The sequence below is a fragment of the Streptomyces sp. NPDC031265 genome (assembly GCF_055570295.1).
The window spans coordinates 39,532-56,615 of the sequence record NZ_JBVIHM010000040.1 but is presented as its reverse complement, the minus strand read 5'-3'; the positions used below and the strand labels follow the sequence as shown (position 1 = coordinate 56,615).

The 17,084-nt window shown below is 67.3% G+C and carries 13 protein-coding genes and 1 pseudogene; 4 read left to right on the top strand and 10 right to left on the bottom strand.

Annotation, left to right across the window (positions count from 1 at the left end):
* Window positions 1-365 precede the first annotated feature (365 nt).
* The gene (locus tag ACZ499_RS36655; protein WP_468681080.1) at window positions 366-647 is read left to right on the top strand and encodes a hypothetical protein; all 282 of its coding nucleotides are present in this window, start codon (window positions 366-368) and stop codon (window positions 645-647) included.
* A gap of 422 nt (window positions 648-1,069) precedes the next feature.
* Here ACZ499_RS36655 and ACZ499_RS36650 read toward each other — a convergent pair whose 3' ends face one another.
* Entirely contained in the window at window positions 1,070-1,345 is a 276-nt protein-coding gene (locus ACZ499_RS36650; protein WP_468681078.1) for a DUF6207 family protein, read from the bottom strand.
* Between the two features lie 678 nt (window positions 1,346-2,023).
* Here ACZ499_RS36650 and ACZ499_RS36645 point away from each other — a divergent pair.
* Window positions 2,024-2,392 carry a hypothetical protein gene (locus tag ACZ499_RS36645; protein WP_468681077.1) on the top strand — a complete coding sequence of 123 codons (369 nt, stop codon included), beginning with the start codon at window positions 2,024-2,026 and terminating at the stop codon, window positions 2,390-2,392.
* A gap of 71 nt (window positions 2,393-2,463) precedes the next feature.
* On the opposite strand, the gene ACZ499_RS36640 is transcribed toward ACZ499_RS36645, so the two are convergent.
* The 6 genes from ACZ499_RS36640 to ACZ499_RS36615 all read right to left on the bottom strand — a co-directional run bounded on the left by ACZ499_RS36640 (window position 2,464) and on the right by ACZ499_RS36615 (window position 7,980).
* Window positions 2,464-3,153 carry a hypothetical protein gene (locus ACZ499_RS36640; RefSeq protein WP_468681075.1) on the bottom strand — a complete coding sequence of 230 codons (690 nt, stop codon included), beginning with the start codon at window positions 3,151-3,153 and terminating at the stop codon, window positions 2,464-2,466.
* A 169-nt stretch (window positions 3,154-3,322) separates the two neighbouring features.
* On the bottom strand, window positions 3,323-4,129 hold the full coding sequence (locus tag ACZ499_RS36635) for an SCO4651 family lipoprotein (RefSeq protein WP_468681073.1): 807 nt from the start codon (window positions 4,127-4,129) through the stop codon (window positions 3,323-3,325).
* Between the two features lie 154 nt (window positions 4,130-4,283).
* Entirely contained in the window at window positions 4,284-4,949 is a 666-nt protein-coding gene (locus tag ACZ499_RS36630) for a DUF4328 domain-containing protein (RefSeq protein WP_468681071.1), read from the bottom strand.
* Window positions 4,950-5,379: 430 nt separating this feature from the next.
* Complete coding sequence (locus tag ACZ499_RS36625; RefSeq protein ID WP_468681069.1) at window positions 5,380-6,789, bottom strand: IS701 family transposase; 1,410 nt, start codon at window positions 6,787-6,789, stop codon at window positions 5,380-5,382.
* Window positions 6,790-6,880: 91 nt separating this feature from the next.
* Window positions 6,881-7,684, bottom strand: coding sequence for an IS3 family transposase (locus tag ACZ499_RS36620; protein WP_468681068.1), 804 nt, complete (start codon window positions 7,682-7,684; stop codon window positions 6,881-6,883).
* Window positions 7,681-7,980, bottom strand: a complete 300-nt coding sequence (locus tag ACZ499_RS36615) for a transposase (RefSeq protein ID WP_468681066.1) — start codon at window positions 7,978-7,980, stop codon at window positions 7,681-7,683. Before ACZ499_RS36615 ends, ACZ499_RS36620 begins: the two co-directional genes overlap by 4 nt.
* Window positions 7,981-8,346: 366 nt before the next feature.
* On the opposite strand from ACZ499_RS36615, the gene ACZ499_RS36610 reads away from it, so the two are divergent.
* Window positions 8,347-10,539 (top strand): ATP-dependent nuclease, encoded by a 2,193-nt coding sequence (locus ACZ499_RS36610; protein WP_468681064.1) that lies wholly within the window; start codon window positions 8,347-8,349, stop codon window positions 10,537-10,539.
* Window positions 10,532-12,019: a UvrD-helicase domain-containing protein gene (locus tag ACZ499_RS36605; RefSeq protein WP_468681063.1), complete on the top strand. Its 1,488-nt coding sequence runs from the start codon at window positions 10,532-10,534 to the stop codon at window positions 12,017-12,019. Before ACZ499_RS36610 ends, ACZ499_RS36605 begins: the two co-directional genes overlap by 8 nt.
* A 111-nt stretch (window positions 12,020-12,130) precedes the next feature.
* Here ACZ499_RS36605 and ACZ499_RS36600 read toward each other — a convergent pair.
* From ACZ499_RS36600 to ACZ499_RS36590, 3 genes and pseudogenes are all read right to left on the bottom strand, one after another.
* A pseudogene (locus tag ACZ499_RS36600) lies at window positions 12,131-13,367 on the bottom strand (IS3 family transposase).
* Window positions 13,368-14,087: 720 nt separating this feature from the next.
* The gene (locus ACZ499_RS36595) at window positions 14,088-14,696 is read right to left on the bottom strand and encodes a hypothetical protein (protein ID WP_468681061.1); all 609 of its coding nucleotides are present in this window, start codon (window positions 14,694-14,696) and stop codon (window positions 14,088-14,090) included.
* Between the two features lie 89 nt (window positions 14,697-14,785).
* Window positions 14,786-17,044, bottom strand: a complete 2,259-nt coding sequence (locus ACZ499_RS36590; RefSeq protein ID WP_468681058.1) for a hypothetical protein — start codon at window positions 17,042-17,044, stop codon at window positions 14,786-14,788.
* Window positions 17,045-17,084: the final 40 nt, after the last annotated feature.

Below are 17,084 nucleotides of genomic sequence, written 5' to 3'. Positions count from 1 at the left end.
TCGATCGACGACGGGTAGGCAAGCACGCGAAGCTCCTGGCGGACATGGGTGATCTTGGTTGAGAACCCGTCTACCAGGAGCTTCGTCGTTGCGTAGAGCCCTTGGCCCCCAACAGGCCGACACCGCAGTCAGATTGGAAAAGGCTCACTGTGTACTACACCCGATGACGGGCCGTCATGCCGCACACCCCCGGAGCGGGCTCCCCGCGATCAACTCCTTCGCCGCCACGGGGTGGCCACAGCGCCGCACGCAGCAGCCACAGCGGACAGCACGTGGCCGGGGACCCCCCTCGCCAAGACCACCGCCAAGAGCCGACGGCTCCCGCGCCGCAGAGCGGCACCACACAGCCACGACAAGGAGTGAACATGTCCGAACTGACCCTTCCCGAGCTGACCCGCGCCCACATCGAGCAACTGCTTGCCACGGGCAATGACCGCGCCGTGCTCTACATCGAGGGCGACCCGGAACACAACCAGCCGCTGCGTCTGGACGTGTGGGTGGATGCCTATGTGAGCCGGCAGGCCATCGTCATGACCTACACCCAGGCCGAAGATGAATTCGGCCCCCATCTCGAAGACATCCTCGACCTCGCCCTGCCCGAACTTCAGAGCGCAGTCGACGCAGCAGTGGAACGCATGCGGGCCTAACCATTCCTCAGCGCCGAGCTCAGACTGCAGGACGCCCACGCGCCGCTCCCTGGCGACGGGCAACAGGGCAGCCGCGTGCAGTGCTGCGGCGCATGGCCACCTCGTAGCGGTGCACGTTCAAGGCTGCCCCGGCCCAGCGGCCGGCGTGACCTTCACTGACGGGAGGATGCCCCCCCGGCCCGGGGCTCGTTCTTCGGTCGTGCGAGGCTAGCTGGCCGGGGCCCGGTGGACGTGGTGCGCGCACCCGCGCGGACCATGGTCGTGACGGAACGCCGGGCCCCGGCACAGCCCTTGAACCAATCGCGCCGCTGGACGGACCTTCAGTGCGGCTTCGTGAGCAGCTGGTCGTAGCCTACGCGGCTGAGGCGGTCCAGCGTTTGCTGAAGCGTCAGGCCCGGCTGCACCCGCACGAGCATGACGTCCTAGGTCACCGGCTGAATGTATGCAACCCGGGGCTGACTCGCTCTTGGTGATCCAAACGAACCGGCGTAGTCGACGTTGGGTTGCCGTCTGGTATCGGCGTAGACCCGGGCGCGGACGCCGGACTCGCCAGGGACGCGCGAGGTGTGGGTGATGCCGGAGGTCGCCCACTGCTGCTGGAGCTGGTCCATCACGGCTCGGACGGTTTCCTCGTCGGCGCCCGTGACGTCCAGGACGACCAGGCCTGGCTCCGAGATGTGCACCTCGCCGATCAGCATGCTCTCAAAGACGGCTCCGGCCGGCCGCGGGGTTGTCTCGCCGGGACAGAAGCATCCGTACGGGGGAACGCATCGCACTGACGTGCCCCGCCCAGTCGCGCGGACTGGGACGGGGCCGTAGACATGGAAGGGGCAGCCGCGTCCGCTGACAGGCCGGCCCGGTCTGCTCCCTTAGGGGGAGCCGTGACAGCCCCGAGCGTCACGGCTCCCTGCCCAGAGCAGGTCCGCCGGCTGACTGCCGCGCCGCGCTCACGCTGGTGCAGACGCCCACGCCCCGTTCCTTGGTGAACGGGTCACCCAGGACACCATCAACTCGACGATCAGCGTGTCCCGCTAGACCTCCACGGTGCGCCCGCCGACCCGCTACACCAACCCTCTCCGGGGCTGATCGCCGCCTACGGCGACAGCGATACCTCCACCGCTAGGAGAGGACCACCTGGTTCCGCTGGAGCTCGGCGCCGAGCCTCAGGTTCGCCATAGCCTGTGGCCCGAGCCGCGGTACAGCGCCGGCGGGATGAGCGCGGAGATCAGGGACATGGTGGAGAACCGGCTCAAGAGCGCTGGGATGCCGCCGGGCACGCGATCGCTGCCGACTGGATCACCGCGCTGGCCGCTGCTTTGAGGTGAGTAGTGTGGTGGCTGCCCGGAAGCCGGAAGATACATGGAGAGGCCCGCGTCATGCCCACCGCGAGATTCTTCTTCGACGCGGGTTCAGGCCGTGTCCTGTGGACGGTTCCGGAGGACCGGGGGGCGTGGGGCTATGCGGTCGACCTGGATCGACTGCCCATAGGTGAGGACCTCCGACGCGACCTGGTGGCGCTCATCGCGCGCTACGACACGTCGTTGAACTGGGACTACCCTCCACACCCGGGACCGTGGCGCGAAGCGGAGTGCGCCGACTTCAACGAGGCCGTACACGAAGCGCTCGGCCGGCTGCGCGCCGAACTCCGATCGGAATGGCAGATTTACAACGAGTTCCACGCGCTTCACGAGGACCCGGACCTCGACCGCTATCTCGCCAACCCCACCGGATTCGTTCGCACCTGACCGGAGTGGACCCAGTCGCCACGGGCGCCCCCGTCTTCGGAGTGTTGGCTCAAGGTCCGGCCGGGGGCGGTCTACTGGGAGTAGTACGCCTTGATGCTGACCGCTGGGCCCTGGGAGTTGTGCGCCACGGCGGTGGCTGCTTCGCCCTTGACCTCGATGGTGGTGGTGCCATGGGAGGGGACGCGGGTGAGGCCCCCGATGGGGGTGGCGGAGACGACCTGCTGGCTTTGATCCTCAGGCGGCTGGTCGTAGACCAGGTAGGAGACCCGGACATAGGTCGGCCACGCGTTGGGGTTGGTGAGGCGGACTTTGGAGAAGTGTTCGAACCGGGATACCTCACGACCCGCGTCGTCCAGCGTCTGCGTGGTGACCGGCTCACGGCCTGCCACCACCCGGGGGTCTGTCGCCACGACCTTGTTGACCTTCACCTGGACGTCGGCAACCTCGTGCTGTCTGGGCCCGGAGAACCGCAGAATGTCATAGCCGCCTTCGCCGAAGGGGACCGCCAGAGTTCCGCGGTCACTGCCATACACAGTGCTCACCTTGACCTGCGGCATCGGCTGATGGGCTCGGTCCAGCGCGGTGAACGACAAGAGTGTGACCACCGACTGCCGATAGGTGTTGTGGATCGCCAGCGTCTGGTTGATCGTCTCTTTCTGGCTGGAGATCCCGGTGTAGGTGAACGACAAGTCGAGCTCAGTCGGCCCGTAATCGGGTCCCGCCTCAGCCTGCAGGCCGCACCCTGCGGTCAGCACGCCCATGACCCAAACCGCCCCACCGGCAACCGCCGCTCGTCGTCTGAACCCCGATATGCCACGCATGTTTCCGCCCCCTGGTGTTGATCTGTTGGGAGCAACCTGAGCACAGTTCCCCTGCAGCTGGCAAAGGCCTTGACGCCGGGCGTTCCGGCGAGGACGCGTGCAGTGAATGTCAGCCGGTCAAGCCAGTGGGCAGCTGATCGTGCAGGGGGGCGGTGTCCGCGTCAGCGGACGGCGGAGCGACCCGTACGGGGGTCCCCAGTTCGGTGAAGGACAGCGTCATCACGGCGTGCGTGACCGTGCGGTCCTTCAGGGTGAAGCGGGCTTGGACAAGGCGCCCGCGGTGATCCACCCAGGCCTGAGCTGCGATGGGAAGGTCGCTGCCGTACGCGTCGCGCAGGAGGTCGGCGTTCTCCCGGCTCTGCGCGGCCAGGCGCAGGGTGAGCGTGCGATGGTCAAGGGTGCCCTGGTAGCGCCTGGTGGGCACACCGTGAACCGTCTCTGCGCCCTCTGCCCGTACGTCCTTCATCTGCGCGACCTGCTGCAGGGTGTACGCGGGGTCGTTGAGGGGAGGCCGGAAGGGCGTGTGGGTTTCGGCGGTGCGGCGGAGGTCCACTCCCCACCGCTTGTCCAGCTCCACCGCGACATGGGTGGGGAGGGCGGGCCGCATGTAGACGCGCTCTTTGAAGAGGATTTCCTCCGCGCCGACTGCGGTTGCGTTGTGTGTCACGGTCATCCGGCCGTTGCCGGTGGCCAGATCGATACTGCCCGAGACCTTCACCTGCGGCGGTTTGGCGGGGTCGACGACGGGGGTTGTCAGTGCGGATGTGAAGCGGGCGCTGGTGTGACTGGTCGCGGTGACCGCGTCGCGTACGGCAGAGGCCGCCTCCGCACTGGGCTTCTCGTCATCGCTGGCGCGGGTGCAGGCGGCGCACAGCACCGCCGTAGCAGCAAGGAGGGGGAAGAGGGAGCGGCGCATCAAAACCTCACGTGGGCATGTCATGTGTCATATGGGGCGCTTCTTCAGGGTCGGAGGCCGGAGGAGGCGGTTCTGCCCCTGAATCCGTAGGGAGAGGAAGGTGTTGGCCCGGCGGTGTGCCGGGCCAACGCTGGGTGGGATGTGCGGGCGTGGGTCAGACGGCGGCGAGGGGACCGTAGGTCGCCTTGGTGTGCTGCATCGCCGTCAGTTTCCGCACGAAGACGATGGCGAGGACCGCGGCGGTGAGCAGGAGCCCGTCCGCGAGGATGACGACGTCCGTCGCGTGCTGGAGCGCCTGGGGTTCCTTCGCGTGGTTCTGCCACTGGGTGCCGAGCCGGAGCGTCACCAGGGCGGAGACCCACACGGTCCACCAGGTCTTGATGGGCGCGGCGGACACCTCGCGCCATGATCCGTCCGGTGCGCGCTGGATGCTCGCCGTCCAGATCTCCCGGGCGATGGTGAATGGGATCCACAGGTTGCCGAGGGGGATGAACCACCCGGCGATGGCCCACCCCTGGCTGCGGGTGCACACGTCCTGCGCGAACACGTCGGCGTTGCCCCGGACTCGGTGGAACCAGCTGATGAACACGATGGCGGTGGCGGCCATGACCAGCAGCTGGAGCATGCCGACGGTGTCGCACAGGTTGTCGGAGCGGCTGATCTCCTGGCTGCTGCGGGCGAGCAGGTCACCGGTCACCTGGTGCCGCACGACCCCCGCGTATACGGCGAGGAGGTCGGTCGAGGCCGCCACACCGAGCAGGATGGTGGTGGCCCTGGCCAGAGCGATCGGCGAGCGCAATACGGTGTTCGGCGGCGGCATGACGCCACCATGAGGCAACATGATCGGAAACCCCCCAAGGGCATGAAGATCCCCGCAAACCAGACGGCGGGGTATCGCAGGACCGTACGCCATACGGCATGTCCCGGCCAAACCGTTTCCCGTGCCCCGGGGAATCGGGGGGCAGTTGCCGGGCGGGGGAGTGGGCGTCTCGTGGCGGCGCCAGTAGGTGGGCCGCCACCACAGAAGCTCTGCCAGGTCATCCGGGAAGGGCGCGCTGCCGTGGACGAACTCGACCGGGTCGCGCTCGGGGTCGATGGGGCGCCAGCCCCGGCCCAGGGGTTCGTCAGGGCCCGCGGCCCGTACGTGGCGGACCATGTCTTCGCGTACGGCGCCGGCCCGCTGGTAGTCGGCCTGGGCCTCGATCAGGCTGACGCCGTTACCGGTAGTTCGTTAAATCCGGCAGTAGAGATCAAGACCGTGTCCGGTGGTGACCGCGTCGATCAGGGCCTGGAGTTCGGAGGGTGGGTCCGTGTCCGTCCAGGCTCGCCACCATCGGTTGAGGGTGACGGCGGGGGTGAGCCAGGAACGGATGGCTCGTAAGGCCCTGGGCCAGCAGGGCTGTTGGGGCTGGTGGGGTTCGGCTGGGCCCCCTCTCTGCCCCCTCGTCGGGGCACGGGTCCGGTGCGGTGGCGTCCAGGGGTCCGGGTGGGGCGAACCATTGGTCCCAGCAGAAGGAGAAGGCGCAGTTGACCAGGGTCTGGTGGCGGCGGATGGCGCGGTCGGAGCGGACTTGGAAGTCGGCCCAGCCGAGTTCGTCCTTGATCTGTTTGTAGCTCTGCTCGATCCATGGCCGCAGGCCGTAGAGGCGGATGATCTCGGCGAGGCTGGCCGGCGGGTGCGGGCTGTTGGTGGCGTGGGGTGCGTCGGGGTGGGGCAGGTTGGTGGCCAGGTACCAGGTGGCCTTCGGTGGCAGCCGGGCCGGGTCGGTGGTGGCCACGACCAGACGGCAGGGCGAGTCGGAGCTGTAGCCGCCCAGGCAGGCGTCGGCAGCCCACCAGGTCTCGGTGTGCCCGTCGCGGAAGTGACGCTCCACGGGTGTCCAGTCGCCGGGGTTCTTGGCATCCTTCCAGGTCAGGGCGTGGGCCGCTTCGATGGGAGTGTGCGGATGGTCGGCCGGGGCCCATGTGCCGCGGTGCGGCTTGAGCGCGACCACGTAGGCCAGGCCGGCCTCGCGCAGAGCGAGGTACCAGTCGTCACTGACGGAGTAGGCGCAGTCGGCGACCACTGCCCGGCAGCCGAAGCCAGCCTCCTTGCCTCGGGTCGCGAGGGCAGCGGACAGTTGCGGTTTCGTGCGGAAGGCGGGATCGGATCGGCCGCGGGCGAAGTGGTGGGCGGTGGTGTAGGGAGTCGCGTGCAGCGGGTAGTACACGCGGCCGTCGGTCCACACTGTGGTCACCGTGACGATGCCGTTGTCCGTCTTGCCGTACCGGCCCAGCCATTGCCGGCCCACATGTGCGGTCGCCCTGCCGTCCTTGCGGTCCCCGGAATCGTCGATCACGATGACCCCGCCGTCGTGCGGAGCCGTCGCCGGCTGCTCGCGCAGCAGCTCAAGCCGCCGGTCGTTGACCAGCTCGGCCTCCCAGGGTGATTCGGACAGGAAGAACTGCAGCCGCTGCACTCCCGGCTTCCCCGCGCCTGCTACCGGTTCCACCCCGGCCAGACAGGTGATCGTCTTATTCCGCTCCCGCGGCGCCAGCAGCCCGGTCAGGTACTCGCGAAACCCTCGCCGCTGGGCCAGACTGAAGAAGAGGTCGTCGAACCGGGCCGCGTATTCCTCCAACGGACCCGGCGCAGGCGGACACGGACGGCGAGCGGTCATCTTCAGCCCCCAGCAAGGCAGTTGACTCCTACCACCGGCCTACGACCAACCCGACCTGCCGTCAACCCACAACACCACCGGATTTAACGAACTACCGGTATAGAAGGTCTCGGAAGTCGAAGACCTCGGCGCGGGCGGTGGCCGGGTCGGGCCGGATTCGGGTGCTGATCTCTTCTTTGAGCAGGGCCCAGAAGCTCTCCGCGGCGGCGTTGTCGAAGCAGGATCCGGTGCGTCCGCAGCTTTGCCGGAGCCCCAACTCACTTATCTCATGCTGGAATTGGGCGGATGTGTATTCGCTGCCGCGGTCCGAGTGTGCTATGCAACCGGGCTGGAGGCGGCCGCGGCCGGCGGCCATCTTCAGGGCATCGACGACGAGGGTGGCGCGGTGGTGGCCGGCCATCGCGTAACCGACGACCTCGCGGGTGGCCAGGTCCAGCCAGCAGGCGAGGTAGAGCCAGCCCTCGCCGGTGGGCAGGGCGGTGATGTCGCCGACCAGCTTCGTGCCGGGGGTCTCGGCGCGGAAGCCGCGGCTGATCAGGTCCGGCGCCGGCTTCGCCTTCTTGTCCGGCTGGGTCAACGACCGCCGCCGGCGGCGGTGGGCTCCCTGGATTCCGTGCTCGCCCATCAGGCGGGCGACCCGCTTGCGGTTCACGCGCCGGCCCAGACGCCGCAGTTCGGCATGGATACGCGGGACGCCGTAAGTAAGGCGGGAGGCGACGTGGATGACAGTGATCTCGTGAGCCAGGGCCTCATCGGCGGCCTGCCGTGCGGCCCGGGTCTTCGAGGCGGCAAGCCAGGCGCAGAACGAGGAGCGGGCCACGTTCAGCAGCCTGCACAGGAAAGCAGCGCCATGGGTGGTCTTCTCCGCCTCGATGAACGCGTACGTGTCGTTCACCGGTCGCTCTCCTTCGCGAAGAAGACCGCGGCTTTTCGCAGCACCTCGATCGTCTTGGCCTGCTCGGCGTTCTGCCTGCGCAGCCGCTTGAGCTCCTCACGCTCGGCCGTGGTGAACTCACCGGGCCGGCCCTCGCCCCGGTCTGCCTTGGCCTTGCGGTACCAGCCGCGCAGGCACTCGGAACTGATGCCGAGTTCCCGGGCGACGGCGGTGACCGTCTTGCCCGTGGAGTCGACGAGCGCGATGGCGTCCCCTTTGAACTCCTCGGTGTACCGCTTCGTGTACCGGTTTCCCACCTGGCGCTACTTCCTCTGGAACCTCAGGTCCCAGTCTCCAGGTGTCCACGATCAAGGGGAAGGCTCATACGGTTCCTTGGAGAGGGATGGGCCAGCAATGGTCCGGATCCTGGTGCATGTGGTGCCCGCGGGTGGCGGGGAACTGGTGCGATGGGATTTGGTGGGTGCGAACGGGAGTGGGGCGGCCCAGGATATGGGGCGTTCGGATCCGAGCCGCGCAGGAGCAGCGTGAGCCGGCGACCCCTGGCCGAGCCCGCCACAAGGGAACCCGAGCAACATCCAGACCGTAAGTGAGCACGAAGAGCTGGGCGTTGTCAGTATCGGGAGCGATGATGACTACTGACCTACTTCTTGTCCAAGGGGGGCATGGTGCACCTGAGTCGCATCGCGGTGAGCGGGTTCCGGGCGAGTACGGAGGGCGAGATGGTCTGCCACTTGCCCGGCCGTTTCAGTGTTCTGATCGGGGCCAACGGCGCAGGAAAGACGACGCTCACGGATGCGCTCTACCTCGCGCATCCCGGTTCCCGCTTCCCGATCCTACCGAGGTACGGATCCGCCACGCTTGCGCCCGAAGGCTCCAGCCGCACCATTGAAGTGGCGTACAAGCTGGCCGACAGCCTCACCGAGGAAGGGCGCCTCGGACGGCAGCTGCACGCGGTTGGCCACCAACGCCTCGGTGAGGTTACTCAGAGCTGGGGCGTCTCACTGAGCCGCAGGCTCGGTAGCGTCGCCACGAAGGTCAATGCGGCTCACGGCAGGTCACTGGACTTGGACCCGTACAAACTCATCTATCTGCCGGCCTGGCGGCATCCGCTGGACGAGCTGGCCCGCCGCGAGGCAAGGATCTTGGTGGAACTGCTCCGTGCCGAACAACAGCGTCTGAGCGGCACCCGTAACCTGGTGGGCCTCCGGGCGCGGGCCTCCCAATTTCTGGAGGAGCTGGCCAAGGAAAGCATCATCGATGCGGTCGAGGCGCGGATTCGCGGCGACATGACAGATCTGTCGGCCGGGGTGAGTGCCCAGTGGCCGTACATACGCGGCCAGGTCATCGACGACAGCTACCTTGCCCGCGTGCTGGAGCTCATGCTTGCCGTGATGGAGGGGCGCACCTTCGCCCGGCCTCTTGAAGTATCCGGGTTGGGATACGTGAACCTGTTGCACATAGCCGTGACCCTGGCGGCGATACCTGACTCCACCGAGCTTCCGCAGGATACGGCTTGGCCTCACTCGGATGCCCTTGATCTGCCGCCCCTCACGGCGGAGGAGGAGATCCAGCAAGCGGCCCGGAACCTCGAACAGGCGCAGGCCGACGCCGAGTCGGAAGAGGACTCCTTCTTCGGTACGAAGCCCTTCCACGCAACGGTCGTCATCGAGGAGCCCGAGGCGCACCTCCATCCGCAGTTGCAGCACGCCCTCGTCCGATACTTGCGTCGGACCGTCAAGGATCGGCCGGAGCTGCAGGTCATCCTCTCCAGCCACGCGGCGGACGTCATCACGTCCTGTGCCCCGGAGGAACTCGTCGTCGTGCGCCGGTCGGCGCAAGGAAGGGTGTGCCGCACCGTCGCCGACGTCGTGCCGGACAAGCACCGTGACGTCACCTTGCGGAAGACCCGGCTCCATCTGGATGCGAGCCGGTCCGCCGCTCTCTTCGCGGATCGTCTCGTACTGGTCGAGGGTGTTACCGACGCCGCTATCGTTCGGGAGTTCGGCAGGACCTGGGCCGGTCAGGACACGCTCAAACATGCATTCATCGACGCACTAAGCATCGTGCACATGGGATGGAAGGTCGGACAGTGGCCGGTCCATCTCCTGGCGACCCGGGGCAGCGAATTGAGCACCAAGCTGGCGGTCCTCGTCGACAGCGACCTGCCCTTCGAGAGCGAGGAGCGCAAGAAGCCGGGATGGCTCTCCGACCACGACCCTTCGGTCGTCGACGCCTTCGTCAGTCACCCGACCCTGGAACCGTCCATCACCACAGGCAACGAGCACTTGATCGCTGCGGCCCTGCGCGAGGTCGGCCTGGATGAGGAAGACGTGACGGCCCGGACGGTGTACGAGCTGTTTCGCAGCGCGAGGAAGGGCACGAAGGACGAGCCCGGGACCAAGGCAGGCCGGGGTTCCGGCAAGAAGGGCGAGTTCGCGCTGGCATTCGCCAGTCTGCTCGCGGAGGCCAACGAGGCGGACCTCGGGGAGGGAGTCGACCCGCCAACAGTCCCCGAGCACATGCGGCACCTTTTCGACTTCCTATACCCCTCAGATCCGGCAACGGACGACACCGCCGCGGAGAGCAGCGACCCTCTCGAGGCTCTCGACGAACTGGACTGGTTCAAGGCGGACAGCGAACAGGACACAGACGATGTCACGACGGCCAACGCCGAGCCCCTCTTCTGGCCCGATGAGTTGGAGAGCCTGGAGTGGACGGGCGAGGCGACGTACGACTCAGATCCCGACGGACCAGCGACGGAGGATCTGCCATGGGAGAGCCTCCGACTGCAGCGTCCCTCACCCGGCGCCTGGCCCACGGCTGCCATACAGCGAGTGACGGGCGAGCATGAGTAACTATGAGCCTGGCACACGCCTCCTCACACCCGAACAGGTCCTCGCCGCAGCGAGCCCGCACCGCCTTCTCTACATAGAGGCTTTTCCTGGTTCAGGTAAGACGACCGTGTCGAACCAACGATATGGCCTGCACCGATACGCACGCACGACCGATCACCGGGCAGTCGTGGCGGTCAGTTTCACCCGCTCGGCCACCGAGGAGATACGCAGCCGCGTGTCCCGGCAATGGGGCCCGTCGGCACTGACATGGCCCCATCGCATTGTCACGCTCGACACGATCCTGAACGATCTCCTCGCCCACCTCCTGCGGTTCGGGATCCTCCAGTGGCCCGGCGGCCACCAGGAACTCGAGGTGCTGGACACATGGCGGTCCTATCTGCCCACCATCTACGCCCTCGACAAGCCGGTCCTCGCCCTGAGGGGCACGCATATCGTCACCGACTCTGTACGGCAAGCGCGGCGGGGAAGCTACGTAAAGTCCGCTTCCTTCGAGTCGGCCGTCGGTGAAGGGCGGTGCACGCACGACAACGTACGTGAGGTACTGCAGGCTGCTCTCCGTGTCGAGGACGTCCGCGCCTCCGTGATGGCCTACTTCGCCACGACGATCCGGTCCTTGCTCGTCGACGAGGTCTATGACGCGAACGACCTGGACCTTGGAATCATCCGCCTTGCGGCAGAGGCGGGGCTCGTCATCACTCTCGTGGGGGACCCCTGGCAGGCTCTCTACGGCTTTCGTGGCGCACGCCCCGAGAGCGTCCCGCGCCTTCTGAGCCGGCTGGGCTTCGAGCGCAGTGAGCTCCAGACCTCGTTCCGTTGGCGTGGCAGTGCTGCCCAGACATCGTTGGCAGGCCAGCTGCGGGGCAGGGAGCGTACAGTCCTTCGCGCAGGGGCGCCAAGGGACGTCGATGTCGTCCTTGCACGGCAGTGGAGGCTGTTGTGGGATGCTGACCCTCATATTCTTCCTCTGGCCGTCAGACCCAAGACAGGCCAGTTCCAGGAAGCAGTGTGCACTCTGCTTCTGAACGAACTCGCCCAGAGCGCCTTCGGCCGGCCGGCTGTCGACCTCATTGATGCCCGGGCCAGCTTGGGCATCATGGAAAGCGACACTGTTGCAGAGCTGCGTCCGCATCTGCGTAGCGCTCTTGAGCGCCTGGCAGGCCAGGGCAATCTCGCCGGGATCTGGACCGACTTGGCAGCCATGATGGTCTCCGTGACGTCCGTCGAACCGTCGGAGGGCCAGAAGCGGACACCCCGGGCCGCCCTCACCTATCTGCGGACGAGGCTGGAGGCCGCCAGCGAGGGGCTGATCCCCGGCATGACCTGCCACCAGGCGAAGGGGCGGGAGTGGGACCGTGTCGGCGTCAGGCTGGAGGAGGCCGACGCAGCCGCGCTCCGGAGAGGCCTCGACCCCACCGACGAGGCTCACCGCGCGCTCTACGTCGCGCTCACCAGGGCACGTCACCTCAGTGTCGCGGTGTGAGAGGTCCTGACAAAGGCGTTGACTCCTTGGTCGTTCGTTATCTCCGCAGGGCGCAGTTCGCTCGCGACACCCTCGGGCCTTCCCCCATGAAGGTGGGCACGCGGTTATTGATCACGCGGCGAGCGTGAGTTTAGCGGTGTGGTGTCGGTGTTCGTATGCGTTGGGGCTGAGGTGGCCGTTGGCGGAGTGCCGCCGGCGGGTGTTGTAGCGGGTCAGCCAGGCGAAGACGGTCCGGCGGCAGGTGTCGGCGTCGCCGGAGTCGTGGGCGCCGCGGAGAGTCTCGCGTTTGAGCGATGCGTGGAAGCTTTCACAGGCCGCGTTGTCTGCGCTGGTGCCGACTGCGCCCATCGACCGGGTGACCCCGAGCTGGTCGCAGAGGCCGGCGAAGGCCCGGGAACCGTATTGCGCCCCGTGGTCGGAGTGGAACACGGAGCCCTCCAGGCCGCCGCGGGTTCCGGCGGCCATCCGCAGTGCGTCGGCAACCAGGCCGGTGCGCATGTGGTCGGCGATGGACCAGCCGACGACCTTGCGGCTGAAGCAGTCCAGCACGGTCGCGAGATAGAGAAATTCTCCGCCTGCGAGCGGGAGATACGTGATGTCGCCCATGTACTTCCGGCCGGCTCGGTGGCGGTGAAGTCCCGCTGGAACAGGTCGGGAACCGGTGAGGCTGCCGGGTCGGGGACGGTGGTGCGGACGCGTCTGCGCAGGTGGATGCCGGTGATGGAGAACGTCCGCATGTTCCGGGCGACCCGCTTCTCGTTGACCAGCCGTCCTTTCTCGCGGAGCTCGGCGGTCACGCGCGTGGAGCCGTAGGCGCCGCCGGACTCGGCGTGGACCTCGCGGATCTCCGTGGCCAGGATCCGGTCCTCCCGCTGCCGGATGGCCCGGGCCTCGGCGCCGGCGAGCCACTTGTAGTAGCTGGACCGGTTCACATCCAGCACGTGGCAGAGCCGCTTCACCTCGTAGGTGTTCCGGTGGTCGTCAACGAACTGGAAGCGGCTCCTCACCAGTTCGTCTCTCGGGCGAAATACTTGGCCGCCTTGCGGAGTATGTCCCGCTCGGTGGCGAGCTTGCGCTCACTCGCCTCGAGCTCGGCCACCCGAGCCTCCAACTGCCGGACCCGCTCGTCCGGATCGGCGGACGGCACCACCCCCCGAGATTGGGCGGACGGCTTCCGAGCCGCGGCGGTGACGCCACGGCGTTCGCGGTCCCGCAGCACCCACTCCCGCAGGGTTGCCCGGTTGACGCCCAGGTCCGCGGCGATGCTCTTGTACGTCGCCCCGGGTGTCGACTCGTACAGGGCCACAGCATCAGCCTTGAACTCGTCCGAATAGTCCTTCATCGCCATCGGCGGTCTTCTCGCTTCCTCCGGATCAAGCAGATCCAGTATCAGCGTGTCCACCACTCAGGGGGAGGCCCCCTCTTCCTGCCTGGTGGTGGTGCTCTTCGAGGCGCGCTGGGAGCCTGTGGCTATATCGAGAAGTCGGGTGGTTGGGGCCCGGGGAGGTCGAGGGCGGAAAGGAGTTGGAGTGCCAGTTTGAAGGGCTGGTTGCGGGGCCGTGGGGTACAGAGGCGGCGGCTTCGAAGTTGCGCTGAGCGGCGAGAGCTCGGGGGCCGACCAGACCGGTGAGTCGATGGTGCCGCCAGAGCGGAGTGGTGGGGCGGCGGGCGTCCAGCACGATGAGGTCGGGTCGACGCCAGATGACCAGCGCCCAGGCTCCGCTGCCGGAGTCCGAGCTGGCCCAGGCGCGGACCAGGGGCGCGTCTTCGGCTGCGCCGACGGCTTCGAGAGCTACGCGTGGTGCAGAGGACACTCAGGTCAGGGGCGCTGGTCGGTCGGCCCGTCGTTCCTAGGCGGTATGACGGGTGCCCGGGCACCGGCAGCCTGTTCGGGGGGCGTGGCGGCCTTGGTGGCCGTGGAGTCGGTAGACCAATTCATCGGGACAGCGATCCAGGCGGGCTCGGCGCCACGCAGCGTCGTACGACATGGCGGTTGCACTGCGCCGTTGGATGACCAGGGCTCGAAGGCTGGTGAGGGGCGCCAGCAGTACCCGCCACAGGACGAGCTTCATGGATGCGCCCTTCGAGACGCCCCGTCGGACCCGGATATGTCCATCGGTGCCATGCCGCTGGGCAAGCTGCCGCCGTTGAGAGCCTTGAGGGAGTCGGACAGCACGAGCATGGCCTGCTGTCGCTTCTCGATATTCGTGAACCCTTGGCCGACCTGCTCCCATTGCTGCAGGAGTGGGAACCACCAGCGGTCGCAGGAGCAGATCAGGCGAGCAAGTCGCTGAAGCTCGGCAACGTGTTCGTCGCCCAGGACACCGGCGGCGTGGTGTTCAAGTTGGTCCAGGACGACGAGATCCGGGTGATCGTAGAGGTTCGTCTTCAAGAACCGCAGACGGCGGATACGCTGCTCGTCCGCCGCCCGCTGCGCCAGTAGCTCCTGCGCTGCGCTGGGCAGACCAAGAGCCGCGCGGACGTTCAGGAGACAGTAGTTCGGGGCGCGACGAGGCAGGCAGCCGAGGGTGGCATTGACGGCGTCTTGTGCGGCGGGCAGGTCTGAGGCTCCCTGACGCACCGCAGTCCCAGCGGCTGTGGCATGCACGGTGGCGCGTACTGTCTCCTCCAGATTGGGAGGTACACGCCAGAGTGGTCGCCAGGTGATCGTGTACACGGCCTCGAACGCGATGGTGTCGGTGGCACTGGGCAGCAGACGCGGCTGGGCAGACCTACTTGTACGGGCAGCGCGGCGCCATGGCCACCTCATACGAGGTTCGCTTCGAGCGGGAAGACCATGCGCAGTCGGCTGTCGACGAGGTGGTTGTAGAAGTCGTCAGCCACGGTGACGCCCTCAGCGGTGGAGATGCCACGCAACTCGTTCATGAGCTTCATGCCGGCCTCGAACATGTTGTGGCCGCTCAGCGCAGGCAGGAGTTGGTCGCGCATCTGCGTGTAGGCGCTGGGATCGCCGGCACAAGAACAGATCCAGTCCCTCAGGCGTGAGATGACTTCGGCGGAAGTCTCCGAAGAGGAGAGCAGGTCGTGGATGGCTCGCTGTACGTCGATGCCCGCCGGAGGGTTGCACACGAGCCACGGCGTGCCGTCGCGGCGGACGGTCATCAATGCGAGGAAAGCCAGTGCGCCGCCGCGTGCGGAGCCCTTGCCCTGTTGCCAGCCCTGGACCTCACCCACCAGTCGCTGGGCCACGGTGGGGTGTTCGACCAGAGCGTCGAAGGCATCCCGGACTTGGCTGACTACGCTGTCGTCGGTGTTCTTGTGCGCGACGCGGCGCAGGCGCACCATTGCCCGCTTGGTCAGGGAAGTATCGACGGAGGAGTCCTCCAGGATGCGTCGGCACAGTGCAATCACGGTGGGCGCGTAACTCTTCTGCTCCGCCCACCCGTAGAGCGCCTCCCAGGCCAGGCGTCCGACGTGTTCGTTGCGCACGGCCCTTTCCATGACCGCACCGAGCACCTGTGGCTGACTGCTGCCGACAAGTTCACCCAGTGTGGTGAGGTAGCCCACCGATCCGTGCCGCACGGTGAGTTCGGCCAGCGCGGCCACTGCATGGTCTTCCGGATCGGCGCCTTGGGCTGTCGCGACGAGCCAGGTCAGCAAGGGCTTGCGCATGACGTCGTAGTTGTCCCAGACGTACTCCAGCACCGCGCGTCCGTAGGCGGGCCGGTCGAAGACCACGGTGTCCTGCATGTCGACTCGTCCCCCGACATCCTGGATACGCCGACGCATTCCCCGTCCGGCCAGCGCGCTGAGAGTCGGTGAAAAACCTGCTGCTGCGCCAGGAACGGCGGGCACGGCTCCGATGGCTTCCAGCAGAGCAGCTGCACTGCGCGCGACGACGGGCATGGGCGCTGACTGCTGCACGGCCAGGGCAAGCAGCAGACAACGGTCCTCCACGGTGAGCGAGGGGTTCTCGTGGTTGTGCAGACCGTTCATCTCGCCGAACCTGCTGTCGAGTTCCCCGCGCCAGTCGGTCAGCGCCGCGATGATGCGTTCTTCCAGGGGGGCCGGGGTTCCACCCTCACCGTCGGCCTGTACGAGCGGCCGCTGGGAGTTGGCGTGGACGTGTTCCTTCCAGGCCATCACGGCGGCCTCCGCAGCCCGCACGGCGGCCACCGCAGTCAGTCCGCGCAGGGAAGCGGTGGCCTTGGGGAGGGACTTCAGCGACGTGACCAGTTGTCCGTAGCCGTTGGCGTCCAGATGCGCCTCTACCACTGCCTGGGCATCGGGAGCCTCGTGCAACCGGACCACTTGGATGCCGTCACGATCGCTTAGGCGGTGATCTTTCCACAGGTCCTGTGCCACGGTCAGCGCCAGATAGGAACCGCAGCCCCGGAGGTGGGTGGCGTGTTCCGACAGCGCGTTTAGGAAGTCGGCCGACACTTGATCCTTCTCCGGGTGCTTGAGGTCAAGCTGGTAGGCGTGCGTCTTCTCCAGCGGCAGGCGGCCCTTGCGGGGGGTCCTCCAGTCCGCGTCCAACTTGACCACGGTGGTGTGGCCAGCAGTGTGTTCGGCCAGAAGGCGCAGTGCGAGGGTTGTCGAGCCGCATGAGCGGGGCGCGACAATGATGACCACGGGTTGGTGGGGGCGGCCGGTGGAGGGATTGACGATCTGCTCCCAGACCGTGTCCCAGTGCGCGCTGCGAACGAACGGCTGATCGAGCAGCCGCTCACGACTTTGTTCGACTCCCTCCAGCAAGTCCCGCGTTCGGGTCTCCAGGATCAGCTGTTCGATGAAGTGGGCGACGACGTCGGGATCCCCATACACGTGCGTCGCTCCACCGTCGGTCTCGTGCACCCGCGGCGTGGGCGGGACAGCATCCGGCGGTGCGGGAACCGGAGTGGGAGATGGTTCGTCAGGGTTCCCGTCCGGCCGATCGAGAGCGCCGGTTCCAGGGCGCAAGCGATGCAGCCAGCCGCCGGAGCCGTTGGACTGGTTCTCGCCAGCCTCGCTGGTCGGTGGGGTGGTGTCGGAGCGGGTGGGGTCGAACGGTACGTCAGACATGCGGGTACTCCAGGGTGAGTGCGGGAAGAGCGGCCGGGTG